Here is a 20,054-nt window from a genome sequence, read left to right as displayed (position 1 = left end):
CTCTGGTCCTGGCCGCAATGCTCGTCAGCCGTCAGCCTTTCGGCCGGCGTGGCCTGTTCAGCCCTTCGCGACCAGCGTCAGGAACGCGTGGTTGAAGTCATCCAGATCATCGGGGGTCCGGGACGTGACCAAGCCATCGCTGACGACGGCGGACTCGTCCACCCATTCGGCGCCCGAGTTCGTCAGGTCTGTCTTCAGGGACGGGAAGCTCGTGACTCGACGGCCCTTGACCTGATCGATCTCGGTGAGGATCCAGGGGCCGTGGCAGATCGCGGCCACCGGCTTCTCGGCAGCGAAGAATGCGGAGACGAACTTCTTGGCAGCATCGTCGATCCGCAGGCTGTCAGCGTTCAGGGTGCCGCCGGGCAGGATCAGCCCGTCGTAGTCCCCGGCCGAGGCGGAGCCGAGCTGGACGTCGACGTCGAAGTGATCGGAGTGGTTCCAGTCGCCCTCCATCGCCTGGAGGGACTTCTCGTTGGGGGAGACGATCTTCGCGGTCCCGCCGGCAGCCTTGATGGCGGCGATCGGCTCGGTGAGCTCGGGCAGCTCGACGCCGTCGGTGACCAGCAGCGCGATGGTCTTGCCGGTGATCTGTAGTGAGTTCTCGGCCATGGTGATGCTCCTTGGTATCGGTGGTCATGTCAGGCCCGTGAGGGCCTTCTGCGCCTGTCGAATCTAGCCGGTGGCGCTGGTCGGTGCCATCGCACCTCCTGCACGCGAGCTGAAGATCGGAGGTGCTCGCGAGACCCGGGGCGCCCGCGGGACGAAGGTCAGAGGACCTGGGAGATCTGGGCGAAGTCGAAGCGCTCTCCGCGCGGGTACTGGGCGTCGTCGTCGGTGCTGGGGCCGTGGCCCACGTTCAGCACCATCAGGGTCTTCCAGCCGGTCTCCGCGTGGACTTCGGCGTCGACCCCAGGTGCGTCGAGTCCGGCCATCGGTCCGACGTCGAGGCCGTGCGCGCGCAGCGCCACGATGAAATACCCGGCCTGCAGGAACGCGTTGTCGCGCCCCATCTTCTCGCGGAACTCGACTCGCTCGGCGAACTTCTCCCGCAGCCCCTCCACCTGGGGATAGAGCGTGGGCATGTGCTCATGCCAGTTCGGGTCATAGGCGAGGACCACGGTCATCGGTGCCGCGGAGGTCTTCTTGCCGTTGTCCCCCTTGAAATGCTCGACGACGGCGTCGCGCCGTTCCCCGGGGTTCAGCACGGTCAGGCGCATCGGCTGGCAGTTCATGGAGGTCGGAGCCCAGCGGGCGTCCTCGTAGGCCTGGTGGATCAGCGCCAGGTCGACCGCGCCCTCGGAGAAGAGGTTCGTGGTGTGGCGGCCTTCGAAGAGTTGATGCATGGTCTCGCGGTCCACTGCTGCAGTCGCCGTGGGCATGGGGGCTCCTCGTGCTCGTCGGTGTGCGCTTGAAGATGCCGGTTGCGGCACTATCAACACCAACGCCGAAGGCTTAGAGGTTCTTCCCTCCGCCGCTCCATCCCGCCTCTTCCTCATCTGAGCAACGGGTGTGGCTCGGGGGCGGCGCGCGTGACCCCGGTGCACCTGGTAATCTCGAAGCCTGGCTTCACCAGGCCAGAATGCGGGCGTAGCTTAATGGCAAAGCTTCTGCTTCCCAAGCAGACGACGCGGGTTCGATTCCCGTCGCCCGCTCTGTGAACACCAGGGCGAACACCGCAGTCATCGGCGCCGGCGTGATCGGGCTGTTGACCGCCTGGCAGCTGCGTCTGACCGGCCATGACGTCACCGTCATCGCCCCGAGCATCGCCCAGGACGCCTCCTACGCCGCCGCCGGAATGCTCGCCCCGATCAGCGAGGTCCAATACGGCCAGGATGATCTCTGGCCGATCATGACCGCCTCCCGGTCCGAGTACCCGCAGTTCCTCTCCACGCTCTCCCGCGCCACCTCGGTGCCCACCGGGTACCGCGAGAACGGCACGCTGCTCATCGCCGCCGACCGCTCCGACCGCGACGCCGTCGCGGAGCTGGCTGTTCTCCAGCGTGAGCACGGCATGGAGGTCAGCGCGCTGACCAGCTCCACCCTGCGACGTCGTGAGCCGGGCCTCGCCCCCGGACTCTCCAAGGGCTGGGACGTCCCCAGCGATCATCAGATCGACCCGCGCCAACTCGTCGCCGCCACCCGGGCCGCGCTGGAGGCAGACCTGGACCCGCGTCAGTTCCCCGGAGCCGGAGCTCCCGCCCGCTGGCACACCGCCACGGTCACTTCCGTCGAAGAGGCGCCCGACGAGCAAGAGGCACCCGGTCAACGGTTCATCCTCACCACCGACGACGGCGCGGCGCACCCGTTCCACTCGGTGCTGCTGGTGCCCGGACTCGGCTACTCCGAGATCGCAGGACTGCCGGAGACCTGCCCGCTGGAACTGCGCCCGATCCACGGCGATGTGCTGCGCCTGCAGGTCAACCCGGCTCAGCTCATGCGCGGGGAATCCCACGTCCTCGATGCCACCGTCCGGGCCAAGGTCAACGGCCGCTCGGTCTACCTGGTCCCGCGCGCCGACGGGGGACTGGTGATCGGAGCCTCCTCCCGCGAAGACAGCCTGGCCGGCACCCACGCCGGCTCCGTCCAGGAGCTGCTCACCGACGCCGTCGCCGTGCTGCCCGGGGTCAAGGACATGGAGCTCACCGAGATCACCACCCGGGCCCGCCCCGGCACTCCCGACGAGCGGCCCTTCCTCGGGGAGCTGCGCCCCGGACTGGTGGTCTCCACCGGCTACTCCCGCCACGGCATCCTGCTGGCCCCGCTGGCCGCCCGGCTCGGCGCCGCACTGGTGAAACCTGCACTGTTGGGATCTGCATGGTCGGACCCCACACCCGAGCTCAGCGCAGAAGATCAGCAGCTGCTTAGCCGCATGCGGCTGACCCGGCACCGAGACTGACTCACTAGACTGGTCACGGCCCGCGCCGCGCGGGCCCGAGTCCTGGATCGGACCAGGAACACACCCGGCCCGTGCCGTGTTGTGCCAAGACCACCCGCACCTGATGACGTGGAGAACCATGCTCACCGTCCGCATCAATGAAGCACCCGTGACGCTGCCTGAGGACGCCACCGTGGTGGACGCCGTCGCGCAGACCACCGGGCGCAGCCTCAACCCCGACGGCACCCCCGCCGACGGCGGAAGACTCGGCGTCGCCGTCGCCCTCGACGCCGCCGTCGTCCCGCGCAGCCGCTGGTCCGCGACCACCCTGACCGGTGGCGAAGACATCGAGATCGTCACCGCAGTCCAAGGCGGCTGAGAAGAGAGCCCTATGAACTCACCACTGCGCGCAGCAGACCTTCCCGCCCTCGAAGTCGGTGACTACACGCTGACCAACCGCCTGATCATGGGCACCGGCGGCATCACCGACCTCGACGCGCTCGAACGCGCCCTGCTGGCCTCGGGCACCACGCTGACCACCGTGGCCATGCGCCGGTACAGCCCCGAGACCAAGACCTCGGTGTTCTCGATGCTGGAGCGGCTCGGGATCGACATCCTGCCCAACACGGCAGGCTGCTACACGGTCAAGGACACGGTGCTCACCGCCGAGCTGGCCCGCGAGGCGCTCGAGACCAACCTGATCAAGGTCGAGGTCATCGCCGATGAACACACCCTGCTCCCGGACGTCATCGAGACCCTCGAGGCCACCGAGCAGCTCGCCGACCGCGGATTCATCCCGATGGTCTACACCTCCGACGACCCCGCCGTCGCACTGCGCCTGGAACAGGCCGGCGCGGCCGCGGTCATGCCGCTGGGTGCGCCCATCGGCACCGGGCTGGGCATCTTGAACCGGCACAACATCGAACTCATCACCTCCCGGGCCGGCATCCCGGTGGTCCTCGACGCCGGCATCGGCAGCGCCTCCGAAGCCGCACTGGCCATGGAGCTCGGCTGCGACGCCGTGCTGGTCGCCTCCGCGGTGACCCGCGCCCAGCGCCCCACCGAGATGGCCACCGCGATGCGAATGGCCGTGCACGCCGGCTACCTCTCCGCCCGGGCGGGGAGGATCCCGCGGCGCGAACATGCCCAGGCCTCCTCCGCTTTTGACGGCCGGATCTCCCCCATCGACGAACTCACCTGAGGAACCTGCCCCACGATGAATGATCTTTCCCAGTTCTCCCGCTCCCAGATGGAGCGGTTCCAGCGGCACTTCTCCCTGGACGGCTTCGGCATCGAGGCTCAGGCGAAGCTGCTGAACTCCCGTGTGGTGGTCATCGGCGCCGGCGGGCTGGGCGCACCGATCCTGACCTACCTGGCCGCCGCCGGGGTGGGCACCATCGATGTGATCGATCACGATGTGGTGGACCGCTCGAACCTGCACCGCCAGGTGATCCACTCCGAGTCCAGCATCGGGGAGCCCAAGACTGCCTCCGCCGCCGCGGTGATGCGCGGGCTGCACCCCGAGGTGGTCATCCACGAACACCGCGCACCGATCACCGCCGCCAACGCGCTGGAGCTGATCGCCGAGGCGGACATCGTGGTGGACGGCTCGGACAACTTCGCCACCCGCTACGTGGTCGCCGACGCCTGCGAGATCGCCGACAAGCCGATGGTCTCCGGGTCGATCCTGCGCTTCGCCGGACAGGTCAGCCTCTTCTGGGCTGGCCACGGACCCGCCTACCGCGACCTCTACCCCGAGGCTCCCGACGCCGGCGAGGTCCCCACCTGCGCCCAGGCCGGGGTGCTCGGGGTGCTGCCCGGGGTGATCGGATCCATCATGGCCACCGAGACCATCAAGTTCCTCACCGGCATCGGTGAGACCCTGTTGGGACGGGTGCTGATCTATGACGCGCTCAACGCCAGCTTCCGCGAGATAGGCCTGCACCCCGATCCCGAGCGGGTGCCGGTGACCAGCATCGGCGCCGATGTCGCCGGACTGGGCGGGTTCAGCGCCGACGCCCCCGCCGCGGCGGCCGCCCCGAACGCTTCGGCGCCCGCGACCGAGCCCGCGACCGAGTCCGCCACCGGGCAGTCTGAACCGGAACCGGCAGCCGAGCCGGCCGCCGTCGACGATCTCGACTTCAATCCCTTCACCGGGGACCCCAAGCTCGACGATGAGCTGACCCCCAAACAGTTGCGTGAGCTCCTGGAGGCCGGAGCGATCGGCGGCATCGTCGATGTCCGGGAGCCGTGGGAGCACCAGATGGGCACCATCGAAGGCGCGGTGAACATCCCGCTGGGGGATCTCTGGCACGACGACGCCGGGGTCTCCGGTCTCGATGACGTCACCGGAAAGCCGGTGGTGCTCTATTGCAAGATAGGGGTCCGCTCCCGCCAGGCCCTTGAAGTCCTGCGCCAGCGCCACCCGGAGGCGGAGCTGCGCAACCTCATCGGAGGCTATGAGCTTTACAAACAGCTCTGAGCTTTCCTGGGTGCGGTAGTTTAGTAGTGTGAGTGCATACCTGGCGGTCATCGGAGAATGCCTGGTAGATGTCGTCCATTCGGAGACATCTGCCCCCAAAGCGCACGTCGGAGGTTCGCCGTTCAATGTCGCGGTGGGACTGGCCCGGCTTGAGCACGACGTGGTCTTCGCCGGTCGCCGCGGAGACGACGACTATGGACGGATGATCGCGCGCAGTCTGCGCGCCCAGGGCATCACCGCCCTGCTGGAGGCCGACGCCTCCCCGACTTCCGTGGCGCGCGCCACCCTGGACCCCACCGGACAGGCCAGCTACGAATTCACCCTGGACTGGACGCTTCCCAGCGCTGACGAGCTGGAAGAGAAGTTCTGTGCCCTGGCCCGGGAGACCAAGCCCGCCGCCCAGAACGGCGACGACACCGGCCCGCTGGAGCACCTCCACGCCGGTTCGATCGGGGCCATGCTCCAGCCCGGCGCCGAGACGGTCAAGGGGGTGCTGGACCGGGCGCGGGGGGTCGCGACCATCTCCTATGACCCGAACTACCGCCCCACTCTGGTGCCCAACCGCGAGGAAGCCCGCCTGCAGGCCGAGGAGTTCATCGCCCGCGCCGACGTCATCCAGGCCTCCACCGACGATCTGGATCTGCTCTACCCCGAGCGCAGCCACCGCGAGACCATGGAGGCCTGGCTGCAACTGGGTCCCGCCCTGGTCATCGTCACCCGAGGACCGTCCGGGGCGATGGGGCTGACCCGCGCAGGCTTCGCCGAGCAGGAGGCCTTCTCCATCGAGGTCGCTGACACGGTCGGCGCCGGAGACTCCTTCATGGCCGCCACGCTTTCCACGCTGCGCGGGATGAACCTGCTCGGTGCCTCCCGGCGGGCAGCGCTGCGCGAGATCAGCACCGACCAGCTCGCCACCGTGCTGCGCACCGCCGCCCGGGCCGCGGCGATCAACTCCTCCCGCTTCGGCGCCCAGCCTCCCACTGCGGATGAGCTCACCCAGGCTCTCAAGAGCTGATCAGATGACCGAGCTCTCCTTCCCCGCCTCCGTTCCGACGCTCACCGGTGGGCCGGTGCACCTGATCGCCAGCGACATCGACGGGACCATCCTCAGCTACACCCACACCCAGTCCGGCACGGTCTCCGCGCGCACGGTCGAGGCGTTCCAAGCCGCCCAGTCGGCAGGTGTCCGGGTCGTGCTCGTCACCGGACGCCCGGTGCGCTGGCTCAAACACATCAGCGAGACCCTCGGCGCACTGGGCACCGTGATCGCCTCCAACGGCGCAGTCATCTACGATCTCGCCGGCGACCGGCTCATCCACGAGGCCGCCCTGAACGCCGAGGCGCTGTTCAGCGTAAAGGATATGATCAGCCAGATCGATCCGCGGGCCTCCTTCGCCGCGGAGACCCTCCAGCACGTGCACATGGAGGAGCCCTTCATCGCCGGTTCGCTGTTCTTCGAAGAGGACCGCCGCCGCGCCGCCGGCGTCACCGAGGAAGACCTGCGGCTCGGGCCGCTGGACGAGACCCTGGAGCGCGATGGGCTCACCCACGCGGCCCGGACCCCGGGAAGCGACGTCACCAGCGCCCACGTGACCGATCGGGTGGTCAAGCTGCTATGCAAGACCAACACCATGGCCCCGGATGAGTTCCTCGGCCGGGTCCAGGAGAAGGTCGGGAACCTGCTCACCGTCACCCACTCAGCCCCCGGGGTCAGCCTGCTGGAGCTCTCCGCCCGCGGCGTGAACAAGGCCGCCGGCCTCGCCCGCTACGCCGCCTCCCATCAGATCGACCGGGAACGCGTCGTCGCCTTCGGGGACATGCCCAATGACATCGAGATGCTCCGCTGGGCCGGCACCTCCTGGGCCGTCGGCTCGGCCCACCCGGAGGCCCGCTCCGCCGCGAACCACACCGCAGCATCCTGTGACGAGGACGGCGTCGCGCAGGTGATCGAGAAGCTGCTCGCCGGAGAGCTCTAGATGCCCAAGCCCTACCGCAGGCACGCCTATCGGGACGTGGCGTACCTGCTGAACTCCCGGCCCGGGCCGCTGCACCACCGGCCGCTGGCCTTCGCCCACCGCGGCGCTGATCCGCGCCGTGAGAACACCATGGGCGCCTTCCGCCATGCGGTGGAGCTGGGGTACCGATACCTGGAGATCGACGTGCGCACCGCCGCCGACGGCACCCTGGTGGTCTTCCACGACGAGGAGCTGGACCGCGTCACCACCGGCAGCGGCCCGCTGGGCGAGAAGACCTGGGCTGAACTCGCCGAGCTGCGGGTGGGCGCCGGCGAGGACTTCACCGAACCACTGGTGCGCTTCGAGGAGCTGCTGGACGCCTGGGATGACGTCCACCTCAACGTCGACCTCAAGGACTCCGCCGCGGTGACCGAGTTCGCCCGGCTGGTGGACTTACACCAGGCCCACGACCGGGTGCTCTCCGCGAGCTTCAACGACGCCCGCCGGCACAGTGTTCGACGTCGGCTGACCCGGCCGGTCGCCGCCTCAGGCGGCTGGGCCGCCACCGCGCTGATCGTGCTCATGGGACCGCTCGGACTGATGGGCCGGCTGGGCGGGCGCATCGCCGAGATCGACTGCGTGCAGGTCCCGGTCTCCCAGGGCCGGCTGCGCGTGGTGACCCCGCGCTTCGTGCAGCGCTGCCACCAGGCGGGCCTGCAGGTCCACGTCTGGGTCGTCGATGACCCCGCGCAGATGCATGAGCTCCTGGACATGGGCGTGGACGGTCTGATGACCGACGACGCCGAGGCGCTCGCCGAGGTCATGCGCGAACGCTCCGTCTGGCCGCAGCGCTGACCTGGTCCGAAGAAGACGTCACCCCACAGTTCACTCCCAGGTCGGGTCGTGGGTGTCGATCTGCTCGATGACGGACTGGATCGCGTCCAGCTGCTCCTGGCTGCGTCCATGACCGGGCAGCACCTGCGCCCAGCCGTCCACCGCGACGTCTCCGAAGTTGTGGCCGTGGCTCGGCGGGACCGCCTCGCTGACCAGCATGTCTGCCACCAGGTGCAGGAACGTGACTCCGGGGATCCAGCGCATCGAGTCGCTGACATCAGCACCCCGTCCGCCCGAGGCCGCAGGTCCCTGCAGCCACTCGGGGGACCGGACTATCACGGCAGGGTCGAGCCAGGTGATCGGATCCGTGGCGTGCTGGAGGTAGCCCAGGCGAGGCTGCCGCCAGGATCCCCCGAGTGCGGCGAAGTCGCCGGGCTTGGACTGCCAGCGCACCTGCTCACCGTCCCGGTAGACCGGCCGCCAGATGGGACTGCCCGGATCCCGGTTCGCCTGCAGGGTGCGCCACGGTTCGGAGGTCGCCGGCGGTCCGGTGAACAGGGCGGCGTCGGTGCGCGCCAACAGATCCTCCAGGCTCAAGAAGCTGCCGGACATTCCCAGCGCGCCCAGGCTCAGCCCGTAGACCACCAGCCGGGGCCGGTCCGCCTCTGGCAGCTCCTGCCACCGAGCATGGACCGCGTCGAAGAGCACCCGGCTCGAATCTTTCGGGAGATCCGGGTCGAACAGGAAGGGGACCCAGCTGGGCTGCACCGAATACTGCATCGAGGCGGTGGCGGTGTCTCCGGCATAGAGGTGTTCCAGGGACGCTATGGCCTGCGGCTCGAGCCAGCCGGAGCCGGTCGGCGTAGCGACGAGCAGCACTTCACGGTCGAACCCGCCGTGGCGTTCGAGCTCCTCCACCACCAGGGCCGCGCGGGCCGCCGGGTCTTCCCCCTGCGAGAGCCCGGCGTAGGCCCGCACCGGCTCTTCTGCCTCAGCGCCGGTGACCTGCGCGATCTGCGCCGCGCTCGGGCCGCCGCCGGCGAAGGCTCGGCCCTGTCGGCCCAGCCCGTCCCACTCTGCGGCCGAGCCGGGCCCACCGGAGCGGCCAGGCAGAACCGGGGGAGAGCTGCCCTCGAGCGTGCCCGCGTCCCGGTCGTGATAGACCTGGCCGACGACGCCGAGCCCGCCGCCGACCAGCCCGAGGATCAGGGCGAGCACTGCAGTCACCCCCGTGGCCCGTGACGCCCAGCGGCCCCGTCGCTCGGAACCGCTCCGGCGGACCACCCACCGTCCCACCGCGCTCCGCAGTGCGGTGATCCCCCTGGCGATCCCGAGGAGCAGACCCATCGTGGCGACCATGCTCGCCACGAAGGCGACGTGACCGGCCCCGTCGACCGGTTCCATCTCCACCAGTTCGCGGACCTCGTTCTGCCAGGACACCACGAGCGCCCCATAGCCGACCACATAGGCCAGAAGCGCCACGACGAGGGCACCGGTGAGGCGCACGGTGCGACGCGGTGACCGCTGCTGCATGCCGGCAGCGGGAGGCGCGCCTCCAGGTCTGGGAGCTCGACGAGCGTGCGACGCTGCGACCCCACGCCTGGTCGGCTGGCTGCCGGGAAGCTGGTCACCGACCCGCAGGTCCTCGAAACGCTGCTTCCCGAAACGCCGTGCGAGAGCCCGCCCCCCACGGCGCACCGCGAAGCCGAGCTGGAAGCCGACCATGAACCACAGTCCCGCCATGACTCCCTGGAACACCGTCGGACGGGGCACCAGTGAAGGGGTCAGCGCGAGGGACGCCAGCGCCAGGGCGCAGACCAGGTTGATCAGATGCGCCCGCAGGAAGCCGGCGCAACGTGCAGCGAGGCTCATCATGCCGATCACCTCCGCGCTGACGACACCACTCGGTGGCCAGGGAGGGGCTCTGCAGGCTTTCCAGGTCACTCTGTGAGCGCAGTCTAAGCGCGCGGGGGTCGGTTGCGGGAGGGCTCAGGGATGAAGCCCGGTGGAACATCAGCGCTGATCTGGTCCCGCAGCATGAGGACCCGCTCAGGTGCGGCTTCTAGACTGGGGACGTGAATCCCTCCAACGCTGTCCTCGCCGCACGCCTGCTCACCGAGAGCAACCCCGTCTGGGCCTGGGCCATCGCGGTCACCGCGGTGGGGCTGCTGGTGGCGGCGCTGATGGTGCTGGTCCAGGACACGGGCAAGCCCGGCAGGCGCGCCGCGATCTGGGGTGTGGTGATCTTCATGATCCCGATCATCGGCCCTGCGTTCTACCTGATCTGGGAGACCGTGCGGTACCACCGTGAGCATGGCCGCCCGGAGAAGGGCATGGTGGAGAAGTATGCCCCCGAAGAGGTGGCGCAGCGCCGAGAAGAGGCCCGCCGAGAAGAGGCCCGCCGGGACGAAGACCGGCGCGGATCGAGACGGGGCGACGACGCCGACGCCGCTGCTGACTGACTCCCAGGCCGGGGGTAGGCGCGCCTTCGGCGCGATCGGGATCGAGGTCCTCCGTGCACAGCAAGAGGGCGGGATCCGAATACTCGGATCCCGCCCTCTCAGGTGTTGCTCGGTTCAGCGGATCACGTCACCAGGATGACGATGATCACGATGAGCAGGATGGCGGTGAGGCTGATTGGAAGAATACGTCCCATGTTGTGTCTTGCCTTTCGATGATGATTCGTCTGTGTCGGTCGTGAACTGTCTTGCGCTAACGTCGGGTCACTGCCCTGATGATGAAGAGAATCCCCACCACCACCAGGATCGCGAGAACGATGTTGAAGAACAGGTTCAGAACGACGCCAAACAGCCAGAGGGCGATCCGTAGGAACACCAGCACCAGCACAATGGAAATGACAATAGACAGTGCTCTATTGGCCATGACCCCCACTTTACGGGGTTTTACCTGTGCAGTTGCTGGGTACTGGGGTCTCTGCCCGGGTCAGGGCAACACGTAAGCCGTCTTGACCTGGGGTGATATCTGCGGCTGTCAGTCTTCGGCGTCGGCCAGTGCTTCCACGTCGGAGAGCGAGGCGTGGGGGGTGTGCTCCGGGACATAGCCGTTGAGGCGCAGCCCGTTCTCGATGTCGAACAGGTGTACATGGTTCGGGTTCGGCTTGATCGTGACCCGCTCTCCGCGCATGGGAGGACGGCGGCCGTCGACCCGGACGATGAAGGGCTGGAAGGTGTTGATGCCGTCGGGGGTGCCGAAGATGTAGGCGTCGGCGCCGAGCTCCTCGACCAGGTCCACGGTCATCGGCAGACCGCTCCCGTCGGAGGTGAGCTCCATGTCCTCGGGCCGAACGCCCAGGATGACCTGGTCGCCGTGGGCCTTGTCCAGGTGGCCGTCGGGGATCGGGATGACGTCCTGGCCCACGACGATGCCCTGTCCCTGGACCTTGACCTGGAACAGGTTCATCGCGGGGGACCCGATGAAGCCGGCGACGAAGACATTGGATGGGTTGTCGTAGAGGTTGCGCGGGGAGTCGACCTGCTGGAGCACGCCGTCCTTGAGCACGCAGACGCGGTCGCCCATGGTCATGGCCTCGACCTGGTCGTGGGTGACGTAGACGGTGGTGGTCTGCAGCTCGCGGGTCAGCGCGGCGATCTGGGTGCGGGTCTGGACACGCAGCTTGGCGTCCAGGTTCGAGAGCGGCTCATCCATCAGGAAGACCTTGGGAGAGCGCACGATCGCGCGGCCCATGGCCACACGCTGACGCTGACCGCCCGAGAGCGCCTTGGGCTTGCGCTCCAGGTAGGGGACCAGGTCCAGGATCTCGGCGGCCTTCTTGACCCGCTCGGCCCGCTCCTCCTTGGAGACGCCGGCGATCTTCAGCGCGAAGCCCATGTTCTCGGCCACGGACATGTGCGGGTAGAGGGCGTAGTTCTGGAAGACCATCGCGATGTCGCGGTCCTTCGGGGAGACGTGGGAGACGTCCTCGCCGCCGATCATGATGGCTCCCTCGTTGACCTCTTCGAGGCCGGCGAGCATTCGCAGTGCAGTGGACTTGCCGCAGCCGGAGGGTCCTACCAGGACCAGGAACTCGCCGTCGGCGATCTCGAGCTGAAGCTGATTGATGGCCGGTCGCGCGCCGGGGGTGTAGATCCGGCTGGCGGAGGCATAGGTCACAGAAGCCATGGTGATATGTCCCTTTCACGGGCAGGTACGTGCCCGACGATCCGTTGTGAAGGTGATTGTGGTGACACGCGGCTCACGTGTGATGGGCCACATCTCCTGTGCATCACATCACAGCGGCAGCCAGAAGTCCAAGACCGCCTCTTCGCAGTGCGGACCTCCGCCGGACCCCGCATATCGACCCCCAGACACGACGACGGCGCCCGCCCGCCTCGCGCACGGTGTGATCCGTGGTGGAGGTGAGCAGGCGCCGTCGCGCGCTGTGGCTGAGCTGAGCAGAAGGTCAGCTGTCGCGCAGATCAGGCGTTGTCGTCCTCGAGGATCAGCGGGTAGACGCCGTTCTCGTCGTGGACCTCGCGGCCGGTGACCGGGGGGTTGAAGACGCAGACCACGCGGATCTCCTCCTCCACCTCCACGCGGTGCTTCTCCTGGCCGTCGAGCATGTAGAGGAAGCCATCGGTGATGGTGTACTTCTCTCCGGTCTCCAGATCGGTCAACGTGCCCTTGCCGCCCACGCAGTACACGGCTTCCACGTGGTTGGCATACCAGAACTCATTGGTGGTGCCGGCGTAGAGGGTGGTCTCATGCAGCGAGAAGCCGACCTTCTCCTTGGCCAGCACCATGCGCCGGGAACGCCAGTTCTCCTGCTGGATGTCACGGTCGGTGCCGTTGAGGGCGTTGATGTTCAAGGTGTACACGCAGATCTCCGATCAGTGGCTGCTCTATTGCGGGGACGAAGGGTTCTACCGGGGTGCTCGCAGGCGGGAGGGCTCTCCGAGGTTCCCGGTGGCCGCGAGGAGTGACTCCTCGATGATGCCCAGGCCCTTCTGCAGATCTTCGGACTCGATGTTCAACGCGGGCATCAGCTTGATGACCTCGTCCTGCGGTCCGGAGGTCTCCACCAGCAGATTACGCTTATACGCCTCGGCAGCGACCTTGCCGGCCGTGTCGGGGTTCGGGAAGTGGATGCCGGTGAGGAATCCGCGGCCGCGGATCGAGGAGCCGGGAACGTGTTCTGCGATCCGCTTGAGTCCCTCGTTGAGCTCGGTGATGCGCTCCGCGAGCTGGTTCTGGAAGGTGTCATCGGCCCAGAAGAGCTCGAGTGCCCGTGCGGCGGTGACGAAGGCGAGGTTGTTGCCGCGGAAGGTGCCGTTGTGCTCGCCGCCCTCCCAGACATCAAGCTCGGGCTTGAACAGGGTCAGCGCCATGGCCAGGCCGTAGCCCGAGATCGACTTGGAGACGCAGACGATGTCCGGGTAGAGGCCGGCTTCCTCGAAGGAGAAGAAGCGGCCGGTGCGTCCACAGCCTGCCTGCACGTCATCGACGATGAGCAGGATCTTGTGCCGGCGCAGCAGATCGGCCAGTGACTTGAGCCAGTCGATCCGGGCGGCGTTTAGGCCGCCCTCGCCCTGGACGGTCTCAACGATCACCGCGGCGGGCTTGTCCACGCCGGAGCCGGAATCCTCGAGGATCTTCTCCAGCCACAGGAAGTCAGGCATGTCGCCGTCGAAGTAGTCGTCATAGGGGATCTTCGAGGAGTTCGTCAGCGGGATGCCGGCACCGCGGCGCTTCATCGAGTTGCCGGTCACCGAGAGCGCACCCAGGGTCATTCCATGGAAGGCGTTGGTGAAGGAGAGGATGTGCTGGCGGCCGGTGACCTTGCGGGCGAGCTTCAGCGCAGCCTCGACCGTGTTGGTGCCGGTGGGGCCGGGGAACATGACCTTGTAGTCCATGTTGCGCGGTTCCAGGATGATCCGTTCGAAGGTCTCCAGGAAGCGGCGCTTGGCCGGGGTCTTCATGTCCATGGAGTGGGTGACGCCGTCGTTGGCGACGTAGTCCACGATCAGATCGCGCAGCTCGGGGTGGTTGTGCCCGTAGTTCAGGGCGCCGGCTCCGGAGAAGAAGTCCAGGTAGCGGGTGCCGTCCTCGGTCCACTGGTAGGGGCCGGAGGCCTTGGCGAAGGTGGCGGGCCAGTTCATGCAGTAGCTGCGGACCTGGGATTCGCGTGTGTCAAAGATATCTGTAGGCATGGTGCTCATCTGTCCTTACGTTCCGGGGAAGTCGGGGTGGATATTCACTCAGCGCGACGGCGTGGCCGGCTTGGGCTGCGCAGCGAAGCGGGTGCACTCATCGGTGTGTGCGTGACCGGTCAGCTCAGTGGGGCCACGGTGTAGAGGTCCTCGGCGGCATGTACTTCTCCAGACTCGTCGGCTGAGGGGAAGACTGCTTCGGAGAACAATGCCGTGGTGGTGATCTCGGCGTTCTTGTCTCGTGCAAGACCGGTGAACAGCGCGATCGAGGCGGCGTTGTCGGAGGTGATGGTCGTCTCCAGCCGGTGCGGGGCGACCGAGTCTACGAGGGTGCCGAGCATCCGGGAGGCCAGTCGGCGTCCGCGGAAGCGGGAGTCGACGGCGACCTGCCAGATGAACAGGGTCTCTGGGTCGCTGGGGCGGCTGTATCCGGAGATGAATCCCGCGGGCTCTCCATCGACCTCGGCGATCACCGAGGTCTCGGCGAAGTCCCGCGCCCACAGGATGTAGGCGTAGGGGGTGTTCACATCCAGTACGCCGGTTCCGGCAGCGAGCCTCCACAGGGAGGTGCCGTCGGCCACGGAGGGCGTGCGGATCTCAACTCGTTCCGAGCCCGTGGAGGCATCGGCGGAGTTCTGGGCAGGGGTGTCTGCGGTATTAGCCATCGATCTCCACAGTAGTGAGCCAACATTGAGATTCAACCGAGAACTCCGCGAATACCGGGTGAAATCGCGGTTCAGAGTGCCCAGAAAAGTTTAGTCCCAGAGTTATCCGTAGCGTTGGATGCCATGTATGGCAAGGGAAGGAGGAGATCTGCCACTTCTTCACAACGAAATACGACGAATGTAATCATTATGTGATTAATTTTCAGATTGCCTAAAGTTGAGGACGTGATGGGTCCCATGCTCAGCGCCTGGTGTGACGGTGCTCAGGTGAAGCTAAGGTTGCTGTGATGACTACGCAGAAGAAGAGCCGCCTCCCAGGTTTCGGATGGACGCTCCACGGTGACGGCAAGACGGTTCGACCCGGCGCGGTGGTGACCCCTGACGAGCGGCTGGGCTGGCTGCAGACCACCGGCGTGGGTATGCAGCATGTGGTGGCGATGTTCGGAGCCACCTTCCTGGTGCCGCTGATCACCGGCTTCCCGCCGTCGACCACGCTGTTCTTCTCCGGGGTCGGTACCGTGCTGTTCCTGATCATCACGGCCGGTCGCATCCCCAGCTACCTCGGCTCCTCCTTCGCCTTCCTCGCTCCGGTCGGCGCCGCCACCGCGCAGTATGGGATGTCGGGTGCGCTCGGCGGGATCTTCCTGGCCGGGCTCGGACTGGTGGTGGTCGGCCTCATCGTCCACTTCGCCGGCAGCCACTGGATCCAGCGAGTGATGCCCCCGGTGGTCACCGGCGCGATCGTGGCGCTGATCGGGCTGAATCTCGCCCCGGCTGCCTGGAACAACGTCAACGAGGCCCCGGTCACCGCCTCGATCACGATCGTGTCCATGCTGCTGGCCGGAGTGCTCTTCCGCGGTCTTCTCGGGCGGCTCTCCATCCTGGTCGGCGTGGTCGTCGGCTACGTCGTGGCCGTGCTGCGCGGTGAGGTGGACTTCTCCGGCATCGGCTCCGCCGGCTGGGTCGGACTGCCCGAGTTCACCACCCCGACCTTCCACATCGGCGTGCTGGGCCTGTTCATCCCGGTGGTGCTGGTGCTGGTGGCCGAGAACGTCGGGCACGTGAAGTCGGTGGCCCTGATGACCAAGCGGGACCTCGATCCGGTCACCGGGCGCGCGCTGATGGCCGACGGTGCTGCGACCATGCTGGCCGGCTCCGGCGGCGGCTCCGGCACCACGACCTACGCCGAGAACATCGGCGTGATGGCCTCCTCGCGGGTCTACTCCACCGCCGCCTACTGGGTGGCCGGTCTCTTCGCGATCGCGCTGGCCCTGCTGCCGAAGTTCGGCGCCCTCATCGCCACTGTGCCGGTCGGTGTGCTCGGCGGTGCCGGCACCGTTCTCTACGGCATGATCGGGGTGCTCGGGGTGCGCATCTGGGTGCAGAATCGTGTTGACTTCGCCAACCCGATCAACCTCGCCGTCGCAGGCGTGCCGCTGATCATCGCGATCGCGAACTTCACCATGGTCTTCGGCGAGATCGTCTTCGAGGGCATCGCCCTGGGCAGCTTCGCGGCCCTGGCGATCCACCACGTGATGAGCGCGATCGCCCGCTGGCGCGGCACTGACGTCGGCTTCGCCACGGACGACGACGACGCCCTGGCCACCCCTTTCAATGCCGATGACCTGGCCGCCCAGGAAGCGGATCACGTGCCTGCGGCTGAGCCGGATCGCCGCAAGCCATAGGTTGCGGTGCGGCATCGGTTCACTGGGAGTTCCCTGGAAAATGCCTAATCAGGGTGACAGTGCCCAGTGTGGTCGGTAGCGTGACAAGAGAATTGTCCGCCGACGAAAGGAATCACCTATGGGACTCGATGACAAGGCCAGCAACAAGACCGAAAAAGCCACCGGCTCCGCCAAAGAAGGCTTCGGCAAACTGACCGGCGATCGGGAGGCCGAGGCGGAGGGCAAGGGCCAGAAGAACCAGGCGAAGGCGAAAGACGTCGCTCAGGACGCGAAGGACAGCGTCAAGGGCTTTGCCGAAGGTCTGAAGAAGGACAACTGAATCTGACCTCTCTGAGGCTCCGCTCACCGCGGAGCGCAGGTGAGAGATTCCCGGCGCCGGGTTCGAGAAATCGGACCCGGCGTTGTTGTGTGTTCTGCCGTTCTCCGGCGGACCCTGGGCGCAGCTCCTGGCCGCTCAGGCCTGCGTCATGGTGGCGGCCAGAGCGAGCAGCTGCTCCTCTGACCCGGTGCGTCCGATCAGCTGGATCGACCAGCTCAGACCCTCGGCGTCGGTATGGGTCGGGACATTGATCGCCGGCAGGCCCATCACGTTGACCACCGAGCTGTAGGGAGTGAAGCGGCACTGTTCCCGGTAGTTCTCCTCGGGGGTCAGGCTCGCGAACCACCCGATCTCCGGCGGGGCGTAGGCCAGCATCGGTGTGGCCAGGACATCCCAGGGGCCCATGAAGGCCTCGGGGTCGTCCGCGAAGTCCTCCAGCGCGGCGATCGACTCGCGGGTCTGCTGTTCCGGGCGGCTCTTCGCGAGTTCGATGAAATAACGGGTCAGCGGGGCCATGGCGGCGAGCTGCTCGGCGGGCGGATCCAGTTCGCCGAGCGGGGTGGTCCACAGCGCCTGGAAATGCCGGTGGTAATCGGGGGGCCAGAACGCCTCCGCACCGGTGCAGTGGCTGCTGCCCTGCAGGATGTGACCGCGCTGTTCCAGCAGCGAGAGCCCCTGTTCCAGGGCCAGGACTGCCGATTCCGCCAGGACGATGTCCAGCTCCGGGGAGAACGGCGATTCCGTGATCACCCCGATGCTCAGCCGGTCCATCCCCTGGTGCAGCGCCTGCCGCACCCGGCGCAGCGCGGGCCCTGCCGGGAGGTCCTCGGGGGCAGGACCTGGGCGAAAACGGTGACCGGCCATCACGTCGAAGAGCAGGGCGGCGTCCTCCGCGGTGCGGGCGATCGGTCCAGCCACCGCCAGGTTGCGCACACTGCTGCGCTGTTCGTCATCGGGGAGCCGTCCACGCCCTGGCTTCAGCCCGATCAGACCGCAGGCCGCCGCCGGGATGCGCACCGAGCCGCCGCCGTCGCTGCCGGGCGCCAGCGGAAGCATGCCTGCCGCCACGGCGGCGGCTCCACCTCCGGTGGATCCTCCCGCGGTGCGCTCCGGCGCCAGGGGATTCCGGGCCGCTGGTGCGAGCTCGTTCTCCGAGTAGCAGGGCAGCCCGAACTCGGGGACCTGCGTCTTGCCGATGCTGATCATCCCCGACATGTGGACGCGGCGTGCGAGTGGGTCGTCGTGGGCCGGGATGCTGGCGGGAAGTGCGGCCGTGCCGCGGGTGGTGGGCATTCCCGCCACGTCGACCAGATCTTTGAAGGCGGTGGGCATTCCCAGCAGCGGCGCGCGCGCTGCGAGTTCCTGCATGGCGGCGCTTCGTGCGGCACCGGTGCGGGAATCGAGCACGGCGCGGCGGACCTGGTCGATCTCAGCCGCTCGCAGCAGAGCCGACTCGGGGTCGAGGTGGATGAAGGCGCCGAGCTCGGCCTGGGCTGTGGCGGCGGTGACCGCGGTGGTGGTCAGCTCCACCGCAGAGATCTCACCGGCGACGAAGTCGTGGCGCCACTGCACGGCGCTGGCGGCGCGAAAGTCGACCAGCGGAGACGATTGGCTTGTGGAGGGTGCCGGGGCGAGTGGGGCAGGATCAGCGGGATGCACCATGGGCTCACTCTATGTGGACTGAACTGGGCAGGCGATAGTCTTGACAGCGCACCAGACCTGTTTGTTCCGCTCTGAAGGAGGCCGCAGATGGCAGATTTCGAGACCGTCCGCGCCGCAGACGTCCCCGCCGACGCCGCCCTGCTGGATGTGCGGGAGGGCTACGAGTTCGCCGAGGGGCACGCCCCGGGGGCTCTGCACATTCCAGTCGACGAGATCCCCGGACGGTTCGAGGCTGAGCTCGATCCGGACGAGGACTACTACGTCATCTGCCGCACCGGTGGTCGCTCGGTGCGGATCACCGCCTGGCTGACCTCTCAGGGCTACTCCGCAGTCTTCGTCGCCGATGGCATGGGCGGCTGGCTCGAGGCCGGGCGTCCGATGAGGTCCTCCACCGGGGAAGCACCCAAGGTCCGATGAATACCTCTACGAACCCCTCTGCGCAGTCTCAGGCCAGTGCTCCGAGGTACTCCTTCCTCGGGCCCGCCGGCACCTTCACCGAGGCCGCGCTGCTGCAGGTGCCCGGCTCGGACCACGCCGCGCGAGTGCCGGCCGGCTCGGTGCTGACCGCGCTGAACATGGTTGAATCCGGCGAGGTCGACGCCGCCATGGTCCCGATCGAGAATTCAGTGGAGGGTGGGGTCACTGCGACCCTGGATGCCATCTCGGTGAGGCATCAGCTGCACATCCTGCGCGAGGAGCTGGTGAAGATCAGCTTCGTGCTGGCCTCCGCGGCCCCGCTGCCCCTGGAGCAGATCCGCACCGTGGCCACCCACACCCATGGGTGGGCCCAGGTGCGCCGCTGGGCCGAGTCCGCAATCCCGGGTGCGGAGTTCGTCCCAGCCTCCTCCACCGCAGCGGCGGCCCGTGGGCTGCAGGCAGACGCACCCCTGGCCGACGCGGCGGTCTGTTCCCCGCTGGTGGCCGAGCAGCTCGGCCTGAACGTGCTGCAGCGCGGCATCGAAGACGTGACCGGTGCGGTGACCAGGTTCGTGCTGGTCTCCCGGCCCGGGGTCACCCCGCCGATGACAGGGGCGGACAAGACGACGATCATGATTCCGCTGCCGCAGGACCGGGCAGGAGCCCTGATGGAGCTGCTCGAGCACTTCGCGACCCGCGGGGTCAACCTCTGCCGCATCGAATCCCGACCCACCGGCGATGGTCTTGGGCAGTATTACTTCTCCATCGACCTCGAGGGTCATATCGACGAGGCGCGCGTGGCAGATGCGCTCGCCGGGATCCACCGGATCGCCCCGGGGATCCGGTTCCTGGGCTCCTACCCCCGAGCCGATCGCAAGCCCCAGCAGACCACGGCGGAAGTCTCCGACGAAGCCTTCACCGCCGCCTCCGCGTGGATCAGCTCGCTGAGACACGCGTAAGAGAACCCGGCGCGGGCCCCGCGCTCGGCGA

21 protein-coding genes and 1 tRNA gene are annotated in these 20,054 nt (G+C 67.7%); 13 read left to right on the top strand and 9 right to left on the bottom strand.

Annotation, left to right across the window (positions count from 1 at the left end; all coding sequences use genetic code 11):
- Positions 1 to 57: 57 nt before the first annotated feature.
- Complete coding sequence (locus LTH96_RS10110; RefSeq protein ID WP_241465615.1) at positions 58 to 612, bottom strand: type 1 glutamine amidotransferase domain-containing protein; 555 nt, start codon at positions 610 to 612, stop codon at positions 58 to 60.
- A gap of 158 nt (positions 613 to 770) precedes the next feature.
- Positions 771 to 1,382, bottom strand: coding sequence for a malonic semialdehyde reductase (locus LTH96_RS10105; RefSeq protein ID WP_241465614.1), 612 nt, complete (start codon positions 1,380 to 1,382; stop codon positions 771 to 773).
- A 202-nt stretch (positions 1,383 to 1,584) separates the two neighbouring features.
- On the opposite strand from LTH96_RS10105, the gene LTH96_RS10100 reads away from it, so the two are divergent.
- The 8 genes from LTH96_RS10100 to LTH96_RS10065 all read left to right on the top strand — a co-directional run bounded on the left by LTH96_RS10100 (position 1,585) and on the right by LTH96_RS10065 (position 8,170).
- Positions 1,585 to 1,655: transfer RNA gene (locus LTH96_RS10100), tRNA-Gly, on the top strand.
- Positions 1,656 to 1,657: 2 nt separating this feature from the next.
- The gene (thiO, locus tag LTH96_RS10095) at positions 1,658 to 2,899 is read left to right on the top strand and encodes a glycine oxidase ThiO (RefSeq protein ID WP_241465613.1); all 1,242 of its coding nucleotides are present in this window, start codon (positions 1,658 to 1,660) and stop codon (positions 2,897 to 2,899) included.
- A 118-nt stretch (positions 2,900 to 3,017) separates the two neighbouring features.
- Entirely contained in the window at positions 3,018 to 3,257 is a 240-nt protein-coding gene (gene thiS, locus LTH96_RS10090) for a sulfur carrier protein ThiS (protein WP_241465612.1), read from the top strand.
- A 12-nt stretch (positions 3,258 to 3,269) separates the two neighbouring features.
- Positions 3,270 to 4,079, top strand: coding sequence for a thiazole synthase (locus LTH96_RS10085; protein WP_241465611.1), 810 nt, complete (start codon positions 3,270 to 3,272; stop codon positions 4,077 to 4,079).
- Between the two features lie 15 nt (positions 4,080 to 4,094).
- Entirely contained in the window at positions 4,095 to 5,360 is a 1,266-nt protein-coding gene (gene moeB, locus LTH96_RS10080) for a molybdopterin-synthase adenylyltransferase MoeB (protein WP_241465610.1), read from the top strand.
- A 28-nt stretch (positions 5,361 to 5,388) separates the two neighbouring features.
- The gene (locus tag LTH96_RS10075) at positions 5,389 to 6,375 is read left to right on the top strand and encodes a carbohydrate kinase (protein WP_241465609.1); all 987 of its coding nucleotides are present in this window, start codon (positions 5,389 to 5,391) and stop codon (positions 6,373 to 6,375) included.
- 4 nt (positions 6,376 to 6,379) lie between these two features.
- Complete coding sequence (locus LTH96_RS10070) at positions 6,380 to 7,336, top strand: HAD family hydrolase (RefSeq protein WP_241465608.1); 957 nt, start codon at positions 6,380 to 6,382, stop codon at positions 7,334 to 7,336.
- Positions 7,337 to 8,170 (top strand): glycerophosphodiester phosphodiesterase, encoded by an 834-nt coding sequence (locus LTH96_RS10065; RefSeq protein WP_241465607.1) that lies wholly within the window; start codon positions 7,337 to 7,339, stop codon positions 8,168 to 8,170.
- Between the two features lie 30 nt (positions 8,171 to 8,200).
- On the opposite strand, the gene LTH96_RS10060 is transcribed toward LTH96_RS10065, so the two are convergent.
- Positions 8,201 to 10,024: an alpha/beta-hydrolase family protein gene (locus LTH96_RS10060; RefSeq protein WP_241465606.1), complete on the bottom strand. Its 1,824-nt coding sequence runs from the start codon at positions 10,022 to 10,024 to the stop codon at positions 8,201 to 8,203.
- A 200-nt stretch (positions 10,025 to 10,224) separates the two neighbouring features.
- Here LTH96_RS10060 and LTH96_RS10055 point away from each other — a divergent pair, with 200 nt between their 5' ends.
- On the top strand, positions 10,225 to 10,611 hold the full coding sequence (locus LTH96_RS10055) for a PLD nuclease N-terminal domain-containing protein (protein WP_241465605.1): 387 nt from the start codon (positions 10,225 to 10,227) through the stop codon (positions 10,609 to 10,611).
- 250 nt (positions 10,612 to 10,861) lie between these two features.
- On the opposite strand, the gene LTH96_RS10050 is transcribed toward LTH96_RS10055, so the two are convergent.
- The 5 genes from LTH96_RS10050 to ectA form a co-directional block, all read right to left on the bottom strand.
- Positions 10,862 to 11,032: a hypothetical protein gene (locus LTH96_RS10050; protein WP_241465604.1), complete on the bottom strand. Its 171-nt coding sequence runs from the start codon at positions 11,030 to 11,032 to the stop codon at positions 10,862 to 10,864.
- A gap of 108 nt (positions 11,033 to 11,140) precedes the next feature.
- The gene (locus LTH96_RS10045; protein WP_241465603.1) at positions 11,141 to 12,289 is read right to left on the bottom strand and encodes an ABC transporter ATP-binding protein; all 1,149 of its coding nucleotides are present in this window, start codon (positions 12,287 to 12,289) and stop codon (positions 11,141 to 11,143) included.
- Positions 12,290 to 12,585: 296 nt separating this feature from the next.
- On the bottom strand, positions 12,586 to 12,984 hold the full coding sequence (locus tag LTH96_RS10040; RefSeq protein ID WP_241465602.1) for an ectoine synthase: 399 nt from the start codon (positions 12,982 to 12,984) through the stop codon (positions 12,586 to 12,588).
- Between the two features lie 45 nt (positions 12,985 to 13,029).
- Positions 13,030 to 14,316, bottom strand: coding sequence for a diaminobutyrate--2-oxoglutarate transaminase (gene ectB, locus LTH96_RS10035; RefSeq protein ID WP_241465601.1), 1,287 nt, complete (start codon positions 14,314 to 14,316; stop codon positions 13,030 to 13,032).
- 119 nt (positions 14,317 to 14,435) lie between these two features.
- The gene (ectA, locus tag LTH96_RS10030) at positions 14,436 to 14,981 is read right to left on the bottom strand and encodes a diaminobutyrate acetyltransferase (protein ID WP_241465600.1); all 546 of its coding nucleotides are present in this window, start codon (positions 14,979 to 14,981) and stop codon (positions 14,436 to 14,438) included.
- A 287-nt stretch (positions 14,982 to 15,268) separates the two neighbouring features.
- Here ectA and LTH96_RS10025 point away from each other — a divergent pair, with 287 nt between their 5' ends.
- Both LTH96_RS10025 and LTH96_RS10020 read left to right on the top strand, forming a co-directional pair.
- Positions 15,269 to 16,666, top strand: a complete 1,398-nt coding sequence (locus LTH96_RS10025; protein ID WP_241465599.1) for a uracil-xanthine permease family protein — start codon at positions 15,269 to 15,271, stop codon at positions 16,664 to 16,666.
- A 118-nt stretch (positions 16,667 to 16,784) separates the two neighbouring features.
- Positions 16,785 to 16,985 carry a CsbD family protein gene (locus tag LTH96_RS10020; RefSeq protein ID WP_241465598.1) on the top strand — a complete coding sequence of 67 codons (201 nt, stop codon included), beginning with the start codon at positions 16,785 to 16,787 and terminating at the stop codon, positions 16,983 to 16,985.
- A gap of 135 nt (positions 16,986 to 17,120) precedes the next feature.
- Here LTH96_RS10020 and LTH96_RS10015 read toward each other — a convergent pair whose 3' ends face one another.
- On the bottom strand, positions 17,121 to 18,647 hold the full coding sequence (locus LTH96_RS10015; RefSeq protein WP_241465597.1) for an amidase: 1,527 nt from the start codon (positions 18,645 to 18,647) through the stop codon (positions 17,121 to 17,123).
- An 87-nt stretch (positions 18,648 to 18,734) separates the two neighbouring features.
- Between LTH96_RS10015 and LTH96_RS10010 the strand changes: the two genes are divergently transcribed.
- Entirely contained in the window at positions 18,735 to 19,064 is a 330-nt protein-coding gene (locus LTH96_RS10010; protein WP_241465596.1) for a rhodanese-like domain-containing protein, read from the top strand.
- Positions 19,061 to 20,023: a prephenate dehydratase gene (gene pheA, locus LTH96_RS10005; protein WP_241465595.1), complete on the top strand. Its 963-nt coding sequence runs from the start codon at positions 19,061 to 19,063 to the stop codon at positions 20,021 to 20,023. Before LTH96_RS10010 ends, pheA begins: the two co-directional genes overlap by 4 nt.
- The last annotated feature ends 31 nt before the right edge of the window (positions 20,024 to 20,054 follow it).

The sequence above is a fragment of the Nesterenkonia sp. LB17 genome (assembly GCF_022565915.1).
In the GTDB taxonomy this organism is placed as follows: domain Bacteria; phylum Actinomycetota; class Actinomycetes; order Actinomycetales; family Micrococcaceae; genus Nesterenkonia.
The sequence above is the reverse complement of the archived record's forward strand: the minus strand, read 5'-3'. Positions and strand labels throughout refer to the sequence as shown.